The organism is Dokdonella fugitiva, assembly GCF_004342425.1.
In the GTDB taxonomy this organism is placed as follows: Bacteria; Pseudomonadota; Gammaproteobacteria; order Xanthomonadales; family Rhodanobacteraceae; genus Dokdonella_A; species Dokdonella_A fugitiva.
Genome location: NZ_SLWQ01000001.1, coordinates 407931 through 428819, shown reverse-complemented (window position 1 = coordinate 428819; position 20889 = coordinate 407931). Strand labels below are relative to the sequence as shown.

At 69.9% G+C, this 20889-nt stretch carries 16 protein-coding genes; 9 read left to right on the top strand and 7 right to left on the bottom strand.

All coding sequences use genetic code 11. From position 1 onward, the window contains the following. Positions 1-82 precede the first annotated feature (82 nt). Positions 83-562 (bottom strand): hypothetical protein, encoded by a 480-nt coding sequence (locus tag EV148_RS01785; protein WP_131992559.1) that lies wholly within the window; start codon positions 560-562, stop codon positions 83-85. A 260-nt stretch (positions 563-822) separates the two neighbouring features. On the opposite strand from EV148_RS01785, the gene mltB reads away from it, so the two are divergent. From mltB to EV148_RS01765, 4 genes are all read left to right on the top strand, one after another. After that, positions 823-1842, top strand: a complete 1020-nt coding sequence (gene mltB / locus EV148_RS01780; protein ID WP_131992556.1) for a lytic murein transglycosylase B — start codon at positions 823-825, stop codon at positions 1840-1842. Continuing rightward, entirely contained in the window at positions 1839-2822 is a 984-nt protein-coding gene (locus EV148_RS01775; protein WP_131992553.1) for a septal ring lytic transglycosylase RlpA family protein, read from the top strand. The genes mltB and EV148_RS01775 overlap by 4 nt, the downstream gene beginning before the upstream one ends. A 113-nt stretch (positions 2823-2935) precedes the next feature. After that, positions 2936-4231: a D-alanyl-D-alanine carboxypeptidase family protein gene (locus tag EV148_RS01770; RefSeq protein ID WP_182517251.1), complete on the top strand. Its 1296-nt coding sequence runs from the start codon at positions 2936-2938 to the stop codon at positions 4229-4231. 133 nt (positions 4232-4364) lie between these two features. Continuing rightward, a complete protein-coding gene (locus EV148_RS01765) occupies positions 4365-4667 on the top strand; it encodes a DUF493 family protein (protein WP_338419050.1) in 303 nt (100 codons plus the stop codon). Between the two features lie 955 nt (positions 4668-5622). Here EV148_RS01765 and EV148_RS01760 read toward each other — a convergent pair. Continuing rightward, positions 5623-6195, bottom strand: coding sequence for a hypothetical protein (locus EV148_RS01760; RefSeq protein ID WP_131992547.1), 573 nt, complete (start codon positions 6193-6195; stop codon positions 5623-5625). A 147-nt stretch (positions 6196-6342) separates the two neighbouring features. Then, positions 6343-6489, bottom strand: a complete 147-nt coding sequence (locus EV148_RS18325; protein ID WP_158287269.1) for a hypothetical protein — start codon at positions 6487-6489, stop codon at positions 6343-6345. 130 nt (positions 6490-6619) lie between these two features. On the opposite strand from EV148_RS18325, the gene lipB reads away from it, so the two are divergent. The 4 genes from lipB (at position 6620) to EV148_RS01740 (ending at position 12697) form a co-directional block, all read left to right on the top strand. Continuing rightward, a complete protein-coding gene (lipB, locus tag EV148_RS01755) occupies positions 6620-7306 on the top strand; it encodes a lipoyl(octanoyl) transferase LipB (protein WP_131992544.1) in 687 nt (228 codons plus the stop codon). Beyond that, on the top strand, positions 7303-8289 hold the full coding sequence (gene lipA / locus EV148_RS01750) for a lipoyl synthase (RefSeq protein WP_131992541.1): 987 nt from the start codon (positions 7303-7305) through the stop codon (positions 8287-8289). Before lipB ends, lipA begins: the two co-directional genes overlap by 4 nt. Before the next feature lie 108 nt (positions 8290-8397). Further along, positions 8398-10680 carry a carboxy terminal-processing peptidase gene (locus tag EV148_RS01745; protein ID WP_131992539.1) on the top strand — a complete coding sequence of 761 codons (2283 nt, stop codon included), beginning with the start codon at positions 8398-8400 and terminating at the stop codon, positions 10678-10680. Between the two features lie 700 nt (positions 10681-11380). Further along, entirely contained in the window at positions 11381-12697 is a 1317-nt protein-coding gene (locus EV148_RS01740; RefSeq protein WP_241987940.1) for a chloride channel protein, read from the top strand. Between the two features lie 145 nt (positions 12698-12842). Here the strand turns inward: EV148_RS01740 and EV148_RS01735 are convergent, their stop codons facing one another. The 4 genes from EV148_RS01735 to EV148_RS01720 all read right to left on the bottom strand — a co-directional run bounded on the left by EV148_RS01735 (position 12843) and on the right by EV148_RS01720 (position 17984). Next, positions 12843-14201 (bottom strand): leucyl aminopeptidase family protein, encoded by a 1359-nt coding sequence (locus EV148_RS01735; protein ID WP_241987939.1) that lies wholly within the window; start codon positions 14199-14201, stop codon positions 12843-12845. Positions 14202-14310: 109 nt separating this feature from the next. Next, on the bottom strand, positions 14311-15033 hold the full coding sequence (locus EV148_RS01730) for an HAD family hydrolase (RefSeq protein WP_131992535.1): 723 nt from the start codon (positions 15031-15033) through the stop codon (positions 14311-14313). Between the two features lie 15 nt (positions 15034-15048). Beyond that, entirely contained in the window at positions 15049-16335 is a 1287-nt protein-coding gene (locus EV148_RS01725; RefSeq protein ID WP_131992533.1) for a substrate-binding domain-containing protein, read from the bottom strand. A gap of 254 nt (positions 16336-16589) precedes the next feature. Further along, positions 16590-17984, bottom strand: coding sequence for a DegQ family serine endoprotease (locus EV148_RS01720; RefSeq protein ID WP_131992530.1), 1395 nt, complete (start codon positions 17982-17984; stop codon positions 16590-16592). Between the two features lie 618 nt (positions 17985-18602). On the opposite strand from EV148_RS01720, the gene EV148_RS01715 reads away from it, so the two are divergent. Beyond that, on the top strand, positions 18603-20750 hold the full coding sequence (locus EV148_RS01715) for an adenosylcobalamin-dependent ribonucleoside-diphosphate reductase (RefSeq protein WP_131992527.1): 2148 nt from the start codon (positions 18603-18605) through the stop codon (positions 20748-20750). Positions 20751-20889: the final 139 nt, after the last annotated feature.

The following is a 20889-nucleotide window of genomic DNA, read 5'->3' as shown; positions in this document are numbered from 1 at the left end:
GTCGCCGGGTTCGGCGCGCGATCGCCGGCGTGTCGTCCTCGCCGCCGCGCGCAGCGATGCCTGCGCGCAGCGGCGGCCGCGATCATAGGCAGTGGCCGAGGCTGTCGTAGATCGACGATGCCGTGCCCGGCAGTGCGGTCTGCAGCGGATCGTCGCCGGCGAGCGCCGCGAGGAGTTCGTCGATGGTCGTATGCGGCCCGAGCTGGATCGGGCACTGCCACGTCGGTTGCCGCACTTCGAGCGCGCCGGTGGCCGGATCGATGTCCTCCTCGCTCGCGGCGAACGACCAGACGCAGCGGCCGATGCGGCCGTTGCCGGCCTGCACCGAGCACTGGAAGCGCAGTGGCGCGATGTTGCTGAAGTCGCCTTCGCAGAACGTGTCGCCGCAGATGTCGTCGAAGCCGACGGCGAGGCGCGCGCGCAGGGAATACCAGGCCTCGAACTGCGCGTCGGTGGTGAAGTAGCTGTAGGGGTCGACGTAGCGCGTGCGGTGCGAGTCGGCGTGGGCGGGCCCGGCGACGGCGAGCAGCACGGCGAGAACGGCGATGAAGCGACGGAACATGGACGTCCTCCCTGGACATTGCGCGACGCGGCCACCATGGCGACGCCGCTCCCTGCAGCATCGGCTCGTCGCGATGCGACGGCGATCCGGCGCCGGCGCGCCGGCACGTAGGACAACCGCGTGTCGTGCGTTGCGAAGCAGGCCCGCGCGGACCGGACGCGGTCGCCGCAGGGCAGGCGCTCCGGCCGCGCCCCCCGCGAGGCCTGCACGTTCAGGCATGCGCTCGACGCCGTCGCGCGGCGCGATGGTAGAGTAGGCGCATGCAGGCATCGTTTCGCGCCGCGCGCGCTCATCTGGTCCTCGTGTCGATCTGCCTGCTGGGCGCCGGTCGCGGCTTCGCTGCCGCGACGAACGGCGACATCGGCGCGCCCGGCGCCGACGAACGCGCCTTCGCGGCCGAAGTCGCGCGCGAAGGCGGGCCGCCGGAAGCGGACGTGCTCGCGACACTCGCCGGTGCCAAGGTGCAGCAATCCATCCTCGATGCGATCGCGCGCCCGGCGGAAGCGACGCGGACGTGGCGCGACTACGCGCCGATCTTCCTCACCGACAAGCGCATCGACGACGGCGTCGCGTTCTACCGCGCCAACCGCGAACTGCTCGAGCGCGTCGGCAAGGAGTACGGCGTCGCGCCCGAGATCATCGTCGCGATCATCGGCGTCGAAACGAGCTACGGCGCGATCACCGGCAAGTACCGCGTGCTCGATGCATTGGCGACGCTCGCGTTCCATTATCCTCCGCGCGCCAAATTCTTCCGCGGCGAGCTCAAGCAGTTGTTCCTGCTCGGCGACGCGCATCTCGCCTATCCGATCGATGCATTGCGCGGCTCCTACGCGGGCGCGATGGGCTGGGGCCAGTTCATGCCGACGAGCGTCGCCAAGTGGGCGAAGGACGAGGACGGCGACGGGCGCATCGACCTCTGGGGTTCGCTGCCCGACATCACGGCGAGCATCGCGCACTATTTCGCCGAGCACGGCTGGCAGGCCGGCCAGCCGGTCGCCGTGCGCGCGCAGCCGGCGGCCGATGCGCGCGTGCTGCCCGACCCCGGCCTCGACCCGGTCTACCCGCTGCAGCAGATGGAGGCCTGGGGCTACGCACCGCTCGAGAAGATCGACGCCGACACGCCGTCGACGCTGCTCCGGCTCGACGGCGACCTCGGCGTCGAATACTGGCTCGTGTTCGGCAATTTCCGCGCGATCACGCGCTACAACAAGAGCCCGCTGTACGCGATGGCGGTGTTCCAGCTCGCGCAAGCCATCGCGCGCGGGGCAGGCGAACCATGAGGCGCTGGCGCGTCGCCGCCTGCGCCGGGGCCTGCCTCGCGCTCGCGGCCTGCGCCGGTCATCGCCCCCGCGCCGACGCCGGCGCCTCGGGCGCGCCCCCGCGCACGGCCGCGCGCTGGCCGAACGACACCTCGCGCCCGCAATCGGAGCGCTACGCGCAGCACGCGGACGACGGCCCGGCGGCGCCGCCGATCGACGTCGGCAAGATCCCCGAACCCGTGCCGAAGGCGGAACCGCGCTCGCGCTACGGCAACAAGGAAACCTACAGCGTGCTCGGCCGCACCTACCGCGTGCTGCCCGACGCACGCGGCTACGTCGAGCGCGGCATCGCCTCATGGTACGGCAACAAGTTCCATGGCTACATGACGTCGTCGTTCGAGCCGTACGACATGTACGCGTTCAGCGCCGCGCACAAGACGCTGCCGTTGCCGAGCTATGCACGCGTGACCAACCTCGACAACGGCAAGAGCGTGGTCGTGCGCATCAACGACCGCGGGCCGTTCCACGATGACCGCATCATCGACCTCTCGTACGCGGCCGCGGTGAAGATCGGCGTGTGGCCGAAGGGCACCGCGCGCGTCGAAGTGCGCGCGCTCGACCCCGCCCGCCCCGAGGAGCTGCCGCCGTCGCAGGTCGCGCAAGCGCCGTCGCCGGGCGATCGTCGGATTCGCACGGCCGGCGCAGATCGTGCGCCCGTATCCGCCGCGCCGGTTTCCAGCCCTCGGGCCTCGGCCCTCGGCCCTCCCCGCATCTACCTCCAGCTCGCCGCCTTCGGCGAGCGTGCCAATGCCGAGCGCGCGCTCGCCGAAGCGCGTCGCGCGGGCCTCGATCACGTCGGCATCGAATCGGTCGCGGTCGCCGGCCGCACCGTGCATCGCCTGCGCATCGGTCCGCTCGCCGACACCGAGGCCGCCGACGCGCTGAGCGCGCGCGTGGAGCGCCTCGGCTTCGGTGCGCCGCGCGTCGCGATCGAACGCTGAGCTGCTCCGCCTGAACGGTTCGCATCCGCGGCCGAAATCCGCCCGTGTATTGCCCGACGCGCTCTGCGACAATCGGGGCTTTGTCGTTGGCCGGACCCTACCTCGCGATGAAGCTGCCGTTCCTGTTCGCCCCCGCCGTCCTCCTCGCCTTCGCCGGCGCCGCCGTGCACGCCGAACCGCCCGCGGGCACGCAGGCACCGGCCGCGACGCCTGCGCTGCCGACGCCGCAGCCGGTCGCCAAGCCCGCGCCGGCGATACCGGTGCCGGGCGCGTCGGCAGGCCCGACGCCGCCCGCGCCGGCGATCGACGCGAAAAGCTGGGTGCTCATGGATTACGCGAGCGGCCAGGTGCTGGCCGAGAGCAACATGGACCAGCGCGTCGCGCCCGCGTCGATCACCAAGGTGATGACCTCGTACGTCGTCTCCGCCGAGATCGCGCACGGCAAGATCCATCTCGAGGATCCGGTGTTCATCAGCGAACGCGCGTGGCGCTCGGGCGGTGCCGGCACGGACGGTTCGACCAGTTTCCTGCAGCTCAACAGCAAGGTCGCGCTGAAGGACCTGCTGTACGGCATGATCATCCAGTCCGGCAACGACGCCGCGATTGCCCTGGCCGAACACACCGCGGGTTCGGAAGAGACGTTCGCGCAGCTGATGAACCAGTACGCGGCGAAGATCGGCATGACCGGCACGCACTACGTCGATGCGAGCGGCCTGCCCAATCCCGACCACTACACGACCGCGCACGACGTCGCGCTGCTCTCGCGCGCGCTGATCCACGACTTCCCCGAGGAGTACAAGATCTACGCGATCAAGGACTTCGAGTGGAACGGCATCAAGCAGCACAACCGCAACACGCTGCTGTGGCGCGACGAGACCGTCGACGGCATCAAGACCGGCCACACCTCGGAAGCGGGCTACTGCCTCGCCACCTCGGCCAAGCGCGGCGACCAGCGCCTCATCGCCGTCGTCATGGGCGCGCCGAGCGAGAAGCAGCGCGCTGACGACAACCAGGAACTGCTCAACTACGGCTTCCGCTTCTTCGAGACGAAGAAGCTGTACGCCGCGAACGCTCCGCTGGCGACGCCGGAACTGTGGAAGGGCGCGGTCGCGAACCTGCCGCTCGGGATCAGCGAGGACGTGCTCGTGACCTTCCCGCGCGGTCGCTACACCGACCTCAAGGCGAGCCTCGAGATGCCCGCGCGCCTGGTCGCGCCGATCGGGAAGGGGCAGCAGGTCGGCACGCTCAAGGTGCAGCTCGACGACAAGATGCTCGTGCAGCGCCCGCTCATCGCGCTCGACCAGGGTGCCGAAGGCGGCTTCTTCAAGCGCCTCAGCGACGGCGCCTGGATGTGGTTCAAGGGTGACGCGGGCGCGAACGTGTCCTCGGCCGCGCCCAAGGGCGACTGAGGCCTGCCCGCGGCGGCGGTTGAAAACCGCCGCCCGCACCGTCATCTGGAGGGCATGGACGAAGCGCCGCACACGATGCGGCGCTTCGCGTTTGCGCGGTGCGCCGCGCTTGCCCCGAACCCCTGGATCACCGATGCTGACCGCAATGAAAGACCTCGACGACATCCGCCCGCAGAGCCCCGACCAGGGCTTCCAGTTCCCCGGCGTATTCGAAATCAACGCGATGGGCAGCGCCACGGCCGAGCTCGAGCGCAAGGTCGGCGAGATCCTCGAAGGCCTCGGACTCAGTGTGCTCGCCGGGTCGCAGCGCGTGCGCCCCTCGCGCGCCGGCAACTACGTCTCGGTGTCGGTGAGCTTCACCTGCCCGACGCGCGAGCTCTACGACGCGGCACATGCGGCGCTGCGCGCCGATCCCGCGGTGCGCTGGACGCTCTGACGCAGCACATCGCCGGCAGCACGCCGCTGCTCGTGGTCGTGGAAGCGGCTTCAGCCGCGATGCTTCCGCGGCTCGACGGCGGCACGCGCTGCGCGCGTACCGCCCTACCGGGAAAGCGCATCGCGACCGGCCCAAGCGTGTAGGGCGGTACGCACGCAGTGCGTGCCGCCGACGTGGTGGCCGCAACGTCCGACTGCCATCGTCCGGCAACCGGCATCGGCAATATTCTTTGCGCGACACTGCTCGAAGAGCGATGTCCGCGCCGCTCCTAGGGTTTCGCGACGGCCTGTTTTTCGCTTGGCGATCGCCAGTCCGCGGGTGGCTCGAGCGTGCCCTTGCGCCGATCTCGCCGTGCGCGATCGAATCGCGCAGATAGGCGAGTGCCTCCGCGGACGTCGAGAGGCTGCGCATGCCTCCCTGCCACCCGTCGAGGCGACGCGCGCTCGCGATGTCCGCCGCGGTCATCGCATGCTGCTTGCTCAGCAGCGCGTAGCCGAGGCGCGTGCCGATCAGCGTATCCGAGCGGTCGGACAGGGTCCGGCCGATCGTCACGCAATGCGGCGATTTCTCCACGCAGTTTTTCATGAGCGCGGCAAAAGGCTCGCTGCCCCCCATCGCGCTCATCGTTGCGAACACCGAGGCGGCCATCGCGGCGCGGTCGTCGACGGAGAACGCGACCTTCGTCGAGTCCGGCTCCGTCGGGACGAACCCGGCGAGATGGAGATCGGCGGGCGGCGGAAATTTCCTGACCGCCGCCAGCCACAGGTCGACGGCTTGCTTCACGTGCTGCGAATGGCGGCGGCCCGATGCCATGCGCTCGAGGGTCTGCTTCGGCTCGATCGACGTGTCCGTGAGCGACAGCGCCCACGCCGCCGCATTGTCCGGTTCGAGCCGCTGCAGCCGGGTGCGCGCCGGGGCATCGCCCTGCGTGGCGGCCATCCACTGCACGAAGGCGTCATCGGGGTGCGCCGCGGCGAAGTCGGCCAGCGCGGCCCTCGCGTCGGCTGCGGGATCGGCGCCGGCATCGGACTTCGACGTGGTCGCCGCCATGATCGCGCGCATCGGCGCCGACGCGAGCGCCAGCACGCGCGTGCGCGCGTCGCTGCCCGCTTCCATCGCGTTCGCTGTCGCCATCGGGCGTGCATGCCTGGGCGAGGGCGAATTGGACGGGCGAGGCGCGATAGCTGGTCTGGTTCAGCGCGCCGAGCAGCGCACGCTCGGAAGCGGGCGCCTCGCTCCACATCGGAAGGACAAGGTTGCCTTCCGGATGCGCCATGTAGACCTTGCGCCATTCGGCGATCTCGTCGCCGAGATGATCGTCGGCGCGCGTCGCCGAGGCCATGCGGGCGAGCGCCTCGTCGAGCGCGGCATCGTCGTGTTTCGCCTGCGCGAGCGCGACCGCGTACTGCAGCGCGCCCGCGTTGTCCGGTTCCAGGCGCACGAGGCTGGCGACCTCGGCCACCGGCCACTGCGTCGGGCCGCACTGGCTGCTGTAGTAGCTGCCGGTGTCGGCGGCCATCCACTGCACGAAGGCATCCTGCGGCGCCGCGCGTGCGGCCTGGGCGACGACGTCCTCGCGCTTGCACCGCAGCGCGCCCGGCGTTTCATCTTCATTCCAGGTAGAGCCGTCCCGCGAGGACCTGCTGGCGCGGCGACGTGGCGGCGCGCAGCGCGTCTAGAGATCGCGCTCCACCTGCCGGTAGTCGGTCGGCGTCATGTCGCCGATCGGCGCGTCGTCGATCGGGAGCGGTTCGTCCGAGGCGGCCGCAAGCCCCGTGCCGAGTGCGAAGACGATGCCTGCCACAAGGATTCGTGCCACCATGACCGCCTCCCGCCGCTGTGTAGCAACGCCGCAGCGGCGATTCCGGGGTCGGCGTGGCGATTGCGGGATTTCGCACGCTCGGCCGGTCTTTCCGCTTGCGCCCAGTGCGCCCTGTCCCCATGTCGCCGCGATGTCCCGATCCGTCCTCGTCCGCCGCCTAGGCCGGCAACCCTACGAACCCGTCTGGCGCGCGATGCAGGCGTTCACCGATGCGCGCGGCCCGGATACCCCGGACGAACTGTGGGTGCTCGAACACGACCCCGTCTTCACCCTCGGCCAGGCCGGCAAGTGGGAGCACGTGCTGCTGCCCGGCGAGATCCCGGTGGTGCCGGTCGACCGCGGCGGCCAGGTGACCTACCACGGCCCGGGGCAGATCGTCGCCTACCCGCTGTTCGACCTGCGCCGGCTCAAGGTCGGCGTGCGCGAACTGGTCGACCGGATCGAACAGGCGATCATCGATACGCTCGCGACCTGGAACATCGTCGCCGCGCGCCGCGAAGGCGCGCCCGGCGTCTACGTCGGCGACGCCAAGGTCGCCGCACTCGGCCTGCGCGTGCGTCGCGGCTGCTCGTTCCACGGCCTCGCCTTCAACGTCGCGATGGACCTCGAACCGTTCCATCGCATCAATCCCTGCGGCTATCAGGGTCTCGCCGTCACCCAGGTGCTAGACTTGGGTGGACCAGGCTCGCTCGCCGCGGTGGAAGCGGTCCTGATCGGCGAACTGGCGCGCCAGTTCGGGCTCGACCCCGTGCCCGCCGCCGCCGAAATCCCCCGCGTTCCGACCGGCGACGCCCCGCGCGTCGCGCAGCCCGCATGAGCGACTCCCTGAAGACCATTCCGCTGACCGTCGTCGACGCGCCCGAGAAGCAGCTCGGCGAGGACAAGATCGCGCGCAACCGCGCCGCTTTCGCCGATGCGCCGGTGCTGCGCAAGCCGTCCTGGATCCGCGTGCGCATCCCGCCCGGCAACGCGGTGGCGAAGCTCAAGGCCAAGCTGCGCGAGAACCGCCTCGTCACCGTCTGCGAGGAAGCGTCCTGCCCCAACATCCACGAATGCTTCGGCAAGGGCACCGCGACGTTCATGATCCTCGGCGAGGTCTGCACGCGGCGCTGCTCGTTCTGCGACGTCGCCCACGGCCGGCCGAAGCCGCCCGACCCGCTCGAACCGGCCCACCTCGCCGGCACGATCCGCGACATGGGCCTCAAGTACGTCGTGATCACCTCGGTCGACCGCGACGACCTGCGCGACGGCGGCGCGGCGCATTTCGCCGCCTGCATCAAGGCCGTGCGCTTCGAGAACCCGGGCATCCGCATCGAGATCCTGACCCCGGACTTCCGCGGCAAGGGCCGCATGGAGCGCGCGCTCGAGGTGTTCGCCGCCGAGCCGCCGGACGTGTTCAACCACAACCTCGAGACGCCGCGCGCGCTCTACCGCGAAGTGCGCCCGGGCGCCGACTACGACTGGTCGCTCGAACTGCTCAAGCGCTTCAAGGCGCAGCACCCGGACGTGCCGACCAAGTCCGGCATCATGCTCGGACTCGGCGAGACGTTGGAGCAGATCGAGGAAACGTTGAACGATCTGCGTGCCCACGATGTCGATATGGTTACGATCGGCCAGTACCTGCAGCCGACCGCGCACCACCACCCGGTGCTGCGCTACTGGACGCCGGACGAGTTCAAGGCGATCGAGGAAATCGGTTACCGCATCGGCTTCCAGCACGTCGCGTCGGGCCCGCTGGTACGCTCGTCGTACCACGCCGACGAGATGGCGCACGCGGCCGGCTACGTTCAGGTTGCCTGAGGTAATAGGGAAATCCGGGTGAAATCACCCTCGCCAAAATGCCGTACAGGACGTACGGTGCATCCGTGTCACGTCGCGAAGCGCGTTCGCGCCCAGGAGATCGGTTTCATGCGGAAGTCGCTGCTCTGCCTCGCCCTGGCCGCCGTCGTCGGCCCGGTCGTGTTCGCCAAACCCACGACCGAGGAAGGCGCCGCACCGCTGCTCAAGGCGACGCCGTCGCAGAGCGAAGCCGCGGTCTGGGCGACGCGCTTCCTCACCCACTTCCACTACAAGCCGACGCCGCTCGACGACGCGATGAGCGAGCAGATCTTCAAGCGCTACCTCGACGCGCTCGACGGCGACCGGCTGTTCTTCACCCAGGCCGACATCGACAAGTTCGCGGCCTACCGCACCACGCTCGACGACGCGATCTACAACCAGGACCTCGTCGCGCCGTACGCGATGTTCAACATCTACGAGCAGCGCGTCGCCGAGCGCGTCGCCTACGCGCGCTCGCTGCTGCCCAAGGGCTTCGACTTCAGCAAGGACGAGAGCTACGTCTACGAGCGCGACAAGGCGCCGTGGCCAAAGGACGAGGCCGAGGTCGACGACATCTGGCGCAAGCGCATCAAGAACGACTGGCTGCGCCTCAAGCTCGCCGGCAAGGCCGAGAAGGACATCCGCGAGACGCTCGACAAGCGCTACGCCAACTACCTCGACCGCGTGCGCCAGCTCAACAGCGAGGACGTGTTCCAGACGTTCATGAACGCGTACGCCTCGTCGATCGAGCCGCACACCAACTACCTCGGCCCGCGCGCGTCGGAGAACTTCGACATCGCGATGAAGCTGTCGCTCGAAGGCATCGGCGCGGTGCTGCAGCGTGACGACGACTACACGGCGATCCGCGAGATCGTGCCGGGTGGCCCGGCCGCGCTGTCCAGGCAGCTCAAGGTCGGCGACCGCATCGTCGGCGTCGGCCAGGGCGAGAACGGCGCGATCACCGACGTGGTCGGCTGGCGCCTCGACGACGTCGTCGAGAAGATCCGCGGCAACAAGGACACGGTCGTGCGCCTCGAGGTGCTGCCGGCCGACGCCGGCCCCGACGGCAAGCATTTCACGCTTTCGCTCGTGCGCAAGAAGGTCAGCATCGAGGAGCAGGCGGCGAAGAAGTCGATCATCGAGGTCAAGGACGCGCAGCACACGCGCCGGATCGGCGTGATCTCGCTGCCGACGTTCTACCAGGACTTCGACGCGCGGCGCCGTGGCGACCGCGACTACAAGAGCGCGACGCGCGACGTCGAGAAGCTGCTCGGTGAACTCAAGGCCGACAAGGTCGACGGCGTCATCGTCGACCTGCGCAACAACGGCGGCGGCTCGCTCGCCGAGGCGACCGACCTCACCGGCCTGTTCATCGACAAGGGCCCGGTCGTGCAGGTACGCAACGCGAGTGGCCAGGTCGAAGCCGACGCCGACACGCGCGCAGGCATGGCTTGGGACGGCCCGCTCGCGGTGCTCGTCAACCGCGCCTCCGCGTCCGCGTCGGAGATCTTCGCCGCGGCGATCCAGGACTACGGTCGCGGCGTCATCATCGGCGAGCCGACGTTCGGCAAGGGCACGGTGCAGAACCTCGTCGACCTCGACGACGTCGCGCACAACGAGAAGCCCGCCTACGGCGAGGTCAAGATGACCATCGCGCAGTTCTTCCGCATCAACGGCGGCTCGACCCAGCTGCGCGGCGTCACGCCGGACATCAGCTTCCCGCTCACGGTCGACGCGCAGGACTTCGGCGAGTCGAGCTACGACAATGCACTGCCGTGGACGTCGATCGCGCCGGCGAAGTACCAGCCGGTCGCCGACCTCAAGCCGATCGTGCCGCTGCTCGCCGAGCGCCACGCCGGCCGCATCGCCGCGAACGGCGAGTGGAAGAACTTCGAAGCCGACCTCGCCGACCTGCGCGCACTGCGCGAGCAGAAGACGGTATCGCTCAACGAACAGGTGCGGCGCAAGGAGCGCGACGAGCAGGAAGCCAAGCGCAAGGCGCGCGAGGCGGCCGTTGGCCACGCGGTGCCGGACGCCGATCCGGCCGCGAAGACGCAGCAGAAGCTGACCGACGAAGCGAAGGACAAGGGTGGCCGCAAGTCCGCGGCCGGCGACAAGACCCGCGTCGCCGGCGCCACCGCCGACGACGATGCGGGCGGCAAGCCCGCCCTGCAGGACGACGGCCTGCAACCCGACGAGCGTGGCATCACGACCGAGGTGGCACGCGAGAAGGAAGCGAAGGAGAAGCACGACGTCGTCCTCGACGAAGCCGCCCACATCCTCGCCGATGAAATCAGCCTCGTGCGCTCGGACACCAAGCTCGCGCAGCAGGTGCTGCCGCGCGGTGCGGTGGTGCCACTCGAGGTGAACTGATCGCGCCTGCGGCGACGTGTTGGAGAAGGCCCGGGGTTCCGGGCCTTTTTCGTTGGTGCGCCGTCGCTCATGAGGCGATGCGCTGGCGCGAGCTCCATTCGCGTCCGCGCCGTCATGCGGCGAAAGCCGGAATCCAGCACTTGGGCAAACCGCTCATTCCCGCGAAAGCGGCAATCCATTGTGCTCCTGCTGTCGATGCGCATGGCTTCCATTGCTGGAACGCGGAGCTGTCGCGCGATTCCGCTCGCCTCGGCGGCGAGCAGGTGCCTTCTCTTTGCTTGCCCAAAGAGAAGGCACCAAGAGAAAGGGCACCCCGCGTCGCCGCCCTCGAGCCTTCGCCTCGCGGGTCCGCGGTCGTCCGCACTGCGCGCGATCCATCGCGCGCACCCTTCGGGCCATTTCGGCCGACGCCCGCCGGCGCCGAGGGGACCCCGGCGGAGCAAAGCCAAAGCGCAGAAGCGGAAGCGCAGACGCGGAACCTCCTCGCGTCGTCGCGGCGACTTCGTCTGCATGCAGAGCCGATTCCGGCTTTCGTCGGAATGACGACGTCCAGCATTGCGTCCGTACTCCCGGAGCCCATGCGTCCCGACGACCAGCCGAGGGAATCGCCCTATCATTCGGACATGGCAGGCGCGCGCATGAACCCCTTGGCGAGGATGAGAGCGGATCGAAGCGCGAAGCCGCGCGCGGGAGGCGCCGCGTGACATCGGCCATCGACCGCCTGAAGAACCACGACTGGCTCTCGCCGCAGCAATGGCGGCGGCGTGCGCTGCTCTGGGGCGGCGCGGTGCTGGTCGGGTTGTCGGCGATCCTGTTCGCGCGCGCGAGCGAGTTCGTCTACGGCCTGTTCCTGCGCCTGCTCGGGCACGGCCACTGGTGGCCGCTGCTCCTGACACCCGCGATGTTCGCGCTGCTGTCGTGGGCGACGAGTGGCGCGTTCAAGGCCACGCGCGGCTCGGGCATCCCGCAGGCGATCGCCGCGCTGCAGGTCGACGACCCGGGCTTTCGCGGGCGGCTGCTTTCGCTGCGCGTCGCCGCGGGCAAGATGGTGTTGACGCTGGCCGCGCTCGCGGCCGGCGCGTCGATCGGCCGCGAAGGACCGACCGTACACGTCGGTGCCGGGCTCATGTACGCCCTCGGCCGGCGATTCGGTTTCGCCGATCCGCAGGCGGCCGCGCGCTTCGTCCTTGCCGGTGGTGCCGCCGGCATCGCCGCGGCGTTCAACGCGCCGCTGGCGGGCGTGGTTTTCGCGATCGAAGAGATGGCAGGCGCGTTCGAGTCGCGCATGAGCGGCGTCGTGCTCACCGCGGTCATCATCGCGGGCGTGGTTTCGCTGGGCATCGTCGGCGAGTACGCCTATTTCGGCAAGATCGCCACCACGCTGCCGCTCAGCCGCAGCTGGCTGGCGATCCTGCCGTGCGCGATCGTGTGCGGCCTCGCCGGCGGCCTGTTCGCACGCGTGATCCTGCTCGACGGCAGCGGGCTGCTCGCGCGCGTCGCTCGCGCGCGCGAACGATGGCCGCTGCGTTTCGCGGCGGCATGCGGCCTCGCGCTCGCGCTGCTCGGCCTCGCCAGCGCCGGCAGCGTGTACGGCACCGGTTACGACCAGGCGCGCGCGATCCTCGAAGGCGCCGCGCCGATGCCCGCGGGCTCGTTCGGTGCGCTCAAGTTCCTCGCCAACGTCGTGTCGTACTGGGCGAGCATCCCGGGCGGCATCTTCTCGCCGGCGCTCGCCGTGGGCGCCGGCATCGGCCAGAACATCGCCGCGCTCGTCCCGGGCGCCGAGCCTTCGGCGGTCGTGCTGCTCGGCATGGCCGGTTATCTCGCCGCGGTGACGCAGGCGCCGCTGACGTCGGCGATCATTTCGATGGAACTGACCGACAACCGCGAGATGGTGATACCGATCCTCGCCGTCTGCATGCTCGCGCGTGCGGTCTCGTCACTGCTCTGCCGCACGCCGGTCTACAAGGCGATCGCGCACCGCCTCGTCCGCGACTTCGAACGGCATCGCACGTAGGGGCGGGACGCAGCGCGCGAGCGCGTTGAAAAAAGCGACACGCCGCACCGCGAGTCCCACCGCACCGCGCCGGCCGGGCGACCGCGTCGCGAGCGCACGCGAGCGTTCGGTCGCGTCGCCCGACGAAGCGATCCGCATCGTGCCCCTACGAATAGCGTCGACGCAGGAACTCGAAATACGCGCGCAACCCTTGCGCCTCGCCGCCGCGCGGTCGGCCCGGCTTGTCCGCGTCGTTCCACGAGTAGACGTCGAGGTGCGCCCACGCCTGCGCGTCGGGCACGAAACGCTCGAGGTAGAGCGCCGCGGTGATCGCGCCCGCGTGGCGCGAGGCGCCCGCGTTGGCGAGGTCGGCGACGTGCGAGTCGAGCATCGCGAGGTACGGGCGCCACAGCGGCAGGCGCCAGAGCGGGTCGCGCGTCGCCTGCGCCGCCTCGAGCAGCGCGCCGGCGACGTCGTCCCGATTGGCGAACAGCGCGGGCAGGTCCGGGCCGAGCGCGACGCGTGCGGCGCCGGTGAGCGTGGCGAAGTCGAGGATGAGATCGGGTTTGTGCTCGGCGGCGTAGGCGAGCGCGTCGCACAACACGAGGCGGCCCTCGGCGTCGGTGTTGTCGACCTCGACGCTGATACCCGCGCGCGTCGTGACGACTTCGCCGGGGCGATAGGCATTGCCGGCGATCGCGTTCTCGACCGCGGGCACGAGCAGGGTCAGGCGCACCGGCAGCTTCGCCGCGAGCACGAGCGAGGCGAGCGCAATCGCGTGCGCGGCGCCGCCCATGTCCTTCTTCATCCAGCGCATGCCGTCGGAAGGCTTGATGTCGAGCCCGCCGGTGTCGAAGCACACGCCCTTGCCGACGAGCACGAGATGCGGCGCGCCGGCGGAACCCGCGGTGAGTTCCGCGAGGCGCGGCGCGCGGTGGCTCGCGCGGCCGACCGCGTGGATGGTCGGGAAATTCGCCGCGAGCAGTTCGTCGCCGACCCATTCGCGGTACTGCGCGCCGTGCCGCTCGGCGAGCGCGCGCACGGCGCCCGCGAGTTCGGCCGGGCCCATGTCCTCGGTCGGCGTGTTGACGAGGTCGCGCACCTGGTAAGCGGCGGCCGCGAGCGCCTCGACGCGTGCCGCGACCGCGTCGTCGATCACGAGTTGCGCGGGCTTGCGCGCCGGCTTCCTGTAGCGCGTGAACTGGTACGCGCCGAGGGCCCAGCCGAGCGCGACGTCGCCCGCGTCGAGCGCGAGTCCGCGCGCGTCGAGCGTGTAGCGTCCCTCGGGCAGGCGCGGCGGCAGCGAGGCGAGCGCGAACACGCCCTCTCGCGCGTCGCAGCCGGCGAGCACGACGCCGGCCGCGCCGTCGGCGTCCGGCACGAGCACGAAGCGGCCCGCCTCGCCGGCAAAGCCATTCGCGGCGCACCAGCGCCGCACCGTCGCGCCGAGCGCGTCGGCGACCGCGGCGAAATTCGCGCGGTCGACCGCGATCAGGGGTGTCGCGCCGTCGGCGTCCTTGGTCATGCTCCAGGCATCCATCGCTGTCCTCGTCTGTCGTTCGCCGCTACGCCTGCGGCGTGCGCGGCGGCAAACACGGATTGTGCCTCGTCGGCCGCCTCGCGTGCGCGCCGGTTCAGCCGGCGCGACCGGCCTCGGCCGCATGCAGCTGGATCCAGCGTGCGAGCTCGCCGAGGTTGCGCACTTCGAGGTCCGGGCGCACGCCGGCGAGCGCCGCGTGATCGGGCCATGGGCCGCCGCCGCGGTTGAGCCACGCGGTGCGCAGGCCGGCCGCCTGCGCGCCGGCGACGTCGAGCCAGGGGTCGTCGCCGACGTGCAGCACGTCGCCGGGCGCAAGCCCGAGCGCGTCGCAGGCGGCATGGAAGATGGCCGCGGCCGGCTTGGCGATGCCGCATTCGCGCGCCGAGATGCAGGCGCGGAAGTGCGCGCGCAGGCCGATGCGCGCGAGGTCGGCATTGCCGTTGGAGATGCTCGCGAGCGGCAGGCGCGCGCCGATCGCCTGCAACGCGGGCAGTGCGTCGGGGTAGCAGTCGACGCGGTTGCGCGCGGCGAAATACACCTCGTACGCGTCGGCGACGTGCTCGTCGCCGATGCCGCAGGCGGCGAACGCACGTTCGAGCGTGATCAGGCGCTGCGCGGTGTAGTCGTGGGCGAGATGCGGATGTTCGTCCGAGACGCGCTCGCGCAGTTCACGCAGCGCGGCGATCGGCCACGCGGCGGCGACGGGTGCGTGGTGCGTGCGCAGCCAGTCGTCGAGCGCCTGCTCGGCCGCGACGATCGCCGGCTCGATCGGCCACAGCGTGTCGTCGAGGTCGAGCGAGACCGCGCGGATGCGCATGGCGCCGCACGCGGCTCAGTGGCCGGTGCTGCCCGCGCTGACGTTGCCGAACGACACCGGCTTGGGCGCTTCGGCCTTGGCCGCTGCCTCGGCTTTCGGCTTCGGCGCCGCCGCCTTCGCGACCTTGGCCTTGGGTTTGGCCGGCGCCTTCTTCGGCGCAGGCGCGTCCTGCTTCGCGACGGGCGCCGCATTGGCTGCAGCGGCCTTCTTCGCATTCGCCTCGGCGACCTTCCGTGCCTCGGCTTCGGCCTGCTTCTTCGCCTCGGCGCGGGCGAGGTTCTCGCGCGCGGCCTGCGCCGTCTCGGAGGTCGGCGCGATGCCCTGCTTGGCGGCGAGCGTGGCGCGCGGCGCGGCGACCGGCGCCGGCGGCGTCGTGCCCGCGGCGAGCGCCGCGGCGGCGACCGCATCGCGACCGACGCGCGCGTCGATGAACTTCATGCGCTCGTCGTTCTTCGCGACGAGGTCGCTCGCGTCCGCGTACGGGATCAGCTGGTGCTTCCTGAGGATTTCCTTCGCCGCGGGCGTGGCGAGGAAGTTGCGGAACCTGTCGATCGCGGCGAGCTTGGGCGAGTCGGCGCGGTTGACCGAGTAGAGCGTGATATAGAGCGGATAGGTGCCGTCGGTGACGTTGCGCACCGACGCGTCCACGCCTTCGATCTGCATCGCGCGCACGCCCTTGTTCGCGTGGACGCTGGCGAGCGTGGACAGGCCGAGGCCGGCGGGATCGAGGGTGATCGCTTCCTCGAGCTTGATCGTGTTGAGGTACAGGCGCGGCACCGCGACCGGCTGGTCGCCCTTGCGGTAGACGAGTTCGCGCAAGGAGTACTCGACGCCGTCGAGCGGTGCGGCGATGCCGTACAGGTTGATCTCCTTGTCCTCGCCGCCGAGTTCCTTCCAGTTCTTGATGCGGCCGAAATAGATGTCGTAGACCTGCTTGAGCGTGAGGTTGCGCACCGGGTTCTTCGGGTGCGTCACGAGCACCGCGGCGTCGAGCGCGACGGGCGAGAACTCGAGCGACGCTTCCTGGGCGCGGCGCAGGTACTTGCCGCGCGCGCTGCCGGCGATGTCGGCACTGCCGTTGGCGACCGCGTCGAGGCCGGACACGGTGCTGAACGGTTGCAGCGAGATCTTGCCGAGCTTCTGCTTCGCGTATTCCTTGGCGAGGTCGTCCATGATCGCGCGCCCGGTGGTGTGGTCGCCGCGCCAGACGAGGTCGTCCTGCGGGGCGGCGACGGCGAAGCCCGTGCCGAGGAGGGCGGCGGCGGCGAGCAGCAGCGGGCGGAGGAAGCGGCGTGGCGACATGGTGTGCGGTTCGTGCGGTGAACGGAGTGGAGCGCACCTTAGCACGCGGTTTCACCGCCTGCCGCGACCGCGCGCACAGGCGGCGGCCGGTGCCCTGAACGCCGTTGTACGGGCCGCGAGCCGCGGGTCGGCGCGAGGCCGCGGCGGCACGCGCGTGCACGCGTACCGCCCTACATGACTGAACGAATCGCTCCCACGGGGTTCTCGGTCGTCGCGGCCGCACGCGCGTTGCGCGTACCGCCTGCACGAGGACCTCACTGCAGGAGCAGGTAATACGCCTCGTCCCCGCGCAACAGCGTCAACATGAGCTGGCGCGGACGGCTCGCGAGCAGGCGCGAGAAATCGCTCGGGCCGGAAAGGTCGCGGCGGTTGAGCGCGACGATCACGTCGCCGTTGCGCAGGCCCGCGGCGTAGGCGGGGCTGTTCCGGGCGATGCGGCTCACGCTGACGCCGCTGACGCCCTGGCGGCGCACGTCGTCGGCGAGCTCGCTGAACGTGACGCCGGCAAGGCGCGGGTCGAGCGCATCGCCCGCGAGCACCACGAGTTCGGTCGGCTTGAGCGCCGTGCTGATCGTGATGAGCTTGCCGTCGCGCTGCACGCCGACGGCGACCGCGGCGCCCGGTGCCGTGAGCCCTTCGATGTTGTGCAGGTCCTGCGCGCTGCCGACGTTCTTGCCATTGAGCGAGACGATCACGTCGCCCGCGCGCAGCCCCGCGGTCTCGGCCGGCGAGTTCGCGCGCACGCGCGTGACGACCGCGCCGTGCATGCCGTCAAGCGCGAGCACGCGCGCGAGTTCGGGCGTGAGGTCCTGCGCCTCGACGCCGAGCACGCCGCGCTTGACCTGGCCGGTCGTGACGAGCTGGCGCATCACGTCGCTGGCGAGGTTGGACGGGATCGCGAAGCCGATGCCGACGCTGCCGCCCGAGGGCGTGTAGATCATCGAGTTGATGCCGACGAGTTCGCCGCGCAGGTTCACCAGCGGGCCGCCGGAATTGCCCGGGTTGATCGATGCGTCGGTCTGGATGAAGTTCTGGTAGCCCGCGCCGCGCAGACCGCTGCGGCCGAGGCCGGAGACGATGCCCGTGCTCGCGCTCTGGCCGATGCCGAACGGGTCGCCCACCGCGACGACGAAGTCGCCCATGCGCAGCGCGGACGAGTCGGCGATCGGCAGCGCGGTCAGCTTCTCGGCCGGGATCTGCAGCACGGCGAGGTCGGTGTCGGGGTCGGTGCCGAGCACCTTCGCCTTCAGCGTGCGGCCGTCGGAGAGCGTCACCGAGATGTCGTCGGCGCCATCGACGACGTGGTTGTTGGTGAGGATGTACCCCTTCGCCGCGTCGACCACCACGCCCGAGCCGAGCGACTGCTGCACGCGCTCGCGCGGCATGTTCGGCACGCCGAAGAAGCGGCGGAAGATCGGGTCGTCGAAGTACGGGTTGCGCACGGCGACGTGCGTCTTCGAGGCGATGTTGACCACCGCGGGCGTCACGCGCTCGAGCATCGGCGCGAGCGAGGGCAGCGCCTGGCCGTCGATCGCCGGCGGCAGCGCGGCGGTCGCCGGATGCCCGCCGCCACCCCAGAGCGCACCGAGGGCGAGGCCGAGCAGCAGCGGCAGCGAGGCGTAGGCGAAACGACGGGTGGTCGCGGTCATGGGCAACGTCCTTGGTGTGTTCGATGGATGGAATGCGCTGGAACCGCCCCCGGCGGCAGGGCGGCGCGCCGCGGGCGCCGCATGCACGCACGGGCCGCTCTCTGACCGCACGAATGGGCGTCGGTTTCCGCTCATTCAAGCATCGACATGGCGGGCACGGGTAGCCATTCAGCTTCGCCTCCCGGCGACGATGCAGGGGCGCACCTGTGCGCGACCGCGGCATCGGACCCCGCGCCGGGATTGGATACGCCCCAGGGTGGGCGCCTGCAACGGCATCGAAGCGCTGTCCGGACCGCCGACGCGCTCGCGTTCGGGCGCAGCAGGCGCAGGCAAACGCTAGCCGTGCGCCAGGCCATGACGAGGGCCCGCATGTCACGAATCGCATCAGACCGCGATTCGCTGTGAGTCAAGCTTTACTTCATCCGGCGGGCGGCGTAGTTTTGGGCGCCGGCGTCACAACATCTTGTGTTCGCCTTGTGCGGTGCAACCTATAGATTGTGCCGCGCAACAGGTGGGGTGCAGCAGGAAGCAGGAGGCTGCGTCGCCTCGGGAGGGTGGCGCAGGCATCGGTTGGCAACGTCGGCGTGATGCCGATGGGTACGGGAGCAAGAAAACAACATGAGCACGGTGCGCCTTGAGCAGCTCGCGCGCGGGGCGGCGGACATTCCGCTGCAGCCGGCGTCCTACGACATCTGGGACAAGAAATACCGCCTCAAATCCAAGCAGGGCGAACCGGTCGACAAGGACATCGACCACAGCTACCAGCGCATCGCGCGGGCGCTCGCCGAGGTCGAGGAAACCCAGGAAAAGAAAACCTACTGGTACGAACGCTTCCTGTGGGCGCTGCGCCGCGGGGCGATCCCGGCCGGCCGCATCACGTCCAACGCGGGCGCGCAGGAACACAAGCCGAAGACCTCGACGATCAACTGCACCGTCTCGGCGACCATCGAGGACTCGATGGACGACATCCTCGAGAAGGTGCACGAGGCCGGCCTCACGCTGAAGGCAGGGTGCGGCATCGGCTATGAATTTTCGACGCTGCGCCCGCGCGGCGCGTACGTGTCGGGCGCGGGCGCGTACACGTCCGGGCCACTGTCGTTCATGGATATCTACGACAAGATGTGCTTCACCGTGTCGTCCGCGGGCGGCCGCCGCGGCGCGCAGATGGGCACGTTCGACGTCTCCCATCCGGACGTGCGCGAGTTCATCAAGGCCAAGCGCGAGGACGGGCGCCTGCGCCAGTTCAACCTCTCGCTGCTGATCACCGACGGCTTCATGGAGGCGGTCGAGCAGGACGCCGACTGGCCGCTGGTGTTCCCGATCCACGTCAAGGAGCAGGACGAGATCGACCTCGACGACGCGACCAAGGTCGTCTGGCGCGACTGGCCGACGCACAAGAACTACATCACCCGCGATGACGGCCTCGTCGCGTGCAAGGTGTACGGCCACCTGCGCGCGCGCCACCTGTGGGACATGATCATGGTCTCGACGTACGACTACGCCGAGCCCGGGTTCATCCTCATCGACCGCGTCAACGAGATGAACAACAACTGGTGGTGCGAGAACATCCGCGCGACCAACCCGTGCGGGGAGCAGCCATTACCGCCGTACGGCTCGTGCCTGCTCGGCTCGGTCAACCTCACGACCTTCGTGCGCGACCCGTTCGGCCCGAACGCGCGCTTCGACTGGGAGGAGTACCGGGAAGTCGTGCGCGTGTTCACGCGCATGCTCGACAACGTGGTCGAGATCAACGGCCTGCCGCTCGCGCAGCAGCGCAACGAGATCCTCAGCAAGCGCCGCCACGGCATGGGCTTCCTCGGCCTCGGCAGCACGCTGACGATGCTCAAGAAGCGCTACGGCACGCCCGAGGCCTGCGCGTTCACCGAGGACGTCAGCCGCGAGATGGCGCTCGCCGGCTGGGAAGTCGCGCTCTCGCTCGCCAGGGAGAAGGGCCCGGCGCCGATCCTCGCCCGGGACTTCACCGTCACCGGCGAGATGCTGCGCAAGCGCCCTGAGATGGCCGCCGACGGCTGGAAGGTCGGCGACACGATCCCCGGCCGGGTCCTGCACGCGAAATACAGCCGCTACATGCAGCGCGTGGCCGAAGTGGCCCCCGCGCTGGTCGCCGAGCTCGCCGAGACCGGCGCGCGCTTCACCCACCACAGCTCGATCGCGCCGACCGGCACGATCAGCCTGTCGCTCGCCAACAACGCGAGCAACGGCATCGAGCCCTCGTTCGCCCATCACTACAGCCGCAACGTGATCCGCGAGGGCAAGAAGTCCAAGGAGAAGGTCGAGGTGTACAGCTTCGAGCTGCTCGCCTACCGCGAACTCATCAACGGCAAGGCGATGCCGTTCTCGCAGGACCCGGCCGAGAAGCTGCCGGACTACTTCGTCTCGGCCGACGACATCACCCCGACCGAGCACGTCGACATCCAGGCCGCCGCGCAGAAATGGGTCGACTCGTCGATCTCCAAGACCGCCAACGTCCCGACCGCCTACCCGTACGAAGACTTCAAGGACATCTACCGCTACGCGCACAAGCAGGGGCTCAAGGGTTGCACCACGTTCCGCTTCAACCCGGCGGCCTTCCAAGGAGTGCTCGTGAAGGAGCATGATCTGGCCAACACCACCTACCGCTTCGAACTCGAAGACGGCGAAGTGGTGGAGGTCAAGGGCAACGAAGAGATCGAGTACGATGGCGAAACGCACACCGCGGCCAACCTGTTCGACGCGTTGAAGGAAGGCTATTACGGCAAGTTCTGAACTTGCCGTGCGAGGTTCCGATCGCGCGGGCACGCCCATGGATGCATGGGCAAAAGGCCACCGGCGTTGCGTCATCCGTGTCTCGAGATTCACGTCATCCGTCAAGCTCACAACACCGAGAAACAGGAGAGGGGATCCC

Excerpts from the sequence above, each read along its gene's own strand:
- EV148_RS01785 (WP_131992559.1), bottom strand. The coding sequence starts at position 562 with ATGTTCCGTCGCTTCATCGCCGTTCTCGCCGTGCTGCTCGCCGTCGCC.
- mltB (WP_131992556.1), top strand. The coding sequence starts at position 823 with ATGCAGGCATCGTTTCGCGCCGCGCGCGCTCATCTGGTCCTCGTGTCG.
- EV148_RS01775 (WP_131992553.1), top strand. The coding sequence starts at position 1,839 with ATGAGGCGCTGGCGCGTCGCCGCCTGCGCCGGGGCCTGCCTCGCGCTC.
- EV148_RS01765 (WP_338419050.1), top strand. The coding sequence starts at position 4,365 with ATGCTGACCGCAATGAAAGACCTCGACGACATCCGCCCGCAGAGCCCC.
- EV148_RS18325 (WP_158287269.1), bottom strand. The coding sequence starts at position 6,489 with ATGGTGGCACGAATCCTTGTGGCAGGCATCGTCTTCGCACTCGGCACG.
- lipB (WP_131992544.1), top strand. The coding sequence starts at position 6,620 with ATGTCCCGATCCGTCCTCGTCCGCCGCCTAGGCCGGCAACCCTACGAA.
- lipA (WP_131992541.1), top strand. The coding sequence starts at position 7,303 with ATGAGCGACTCCCTGAAGACCATTCCGCTGACCGTCGTCGACGCGCCC.
- EV148_RS01745 (WP_131992539.1), top strand. The coding sequence starts at position 8,398 with ATGCGGAAGTCGCTGCTCTGCCTCGCCCTGGCCGCCGTCGTCGGCCCG.
- EV148_RS01735 (WP_241987939.1), bottom strand. The coding sequence starts at position 14,201 with ATGACCAAGGACGCCGACGGCGCGACACCCCTGATCGCGGTCGACCGC.
- EV148_RS01730 (WP_131992535.1), bottom strand. The coding sequence starts at position 15,033 with ATGCGCATCCGCGCGGTCTCGCTCGACCTCGACGACACGCTGTGGCCG.
- EV148_RS01725 (WP_131992533.1), bottom strand. The coding sequence starts at position 16,335 with ATGTCGCCACGCCGCTTCCTCCGCCCGCTGCTGCTCGCCGCCGCCGCC.
- EV148_RS01720 (WP_131992530.1), bottom strand. The coding sequence starts at position 17,984 with ATGACCGCGACCACCCGTCGTTTCGCCTACGCCTCGCTGCCGCTGCTG.
- EV148_RS01715 (WP_131992527.1), top strand. The coding sequence starts at position 18,603 with ATGAGCACGGTGCGCCTTGAGCAGCTCGCGCGCGGGGCGGCGGACATT.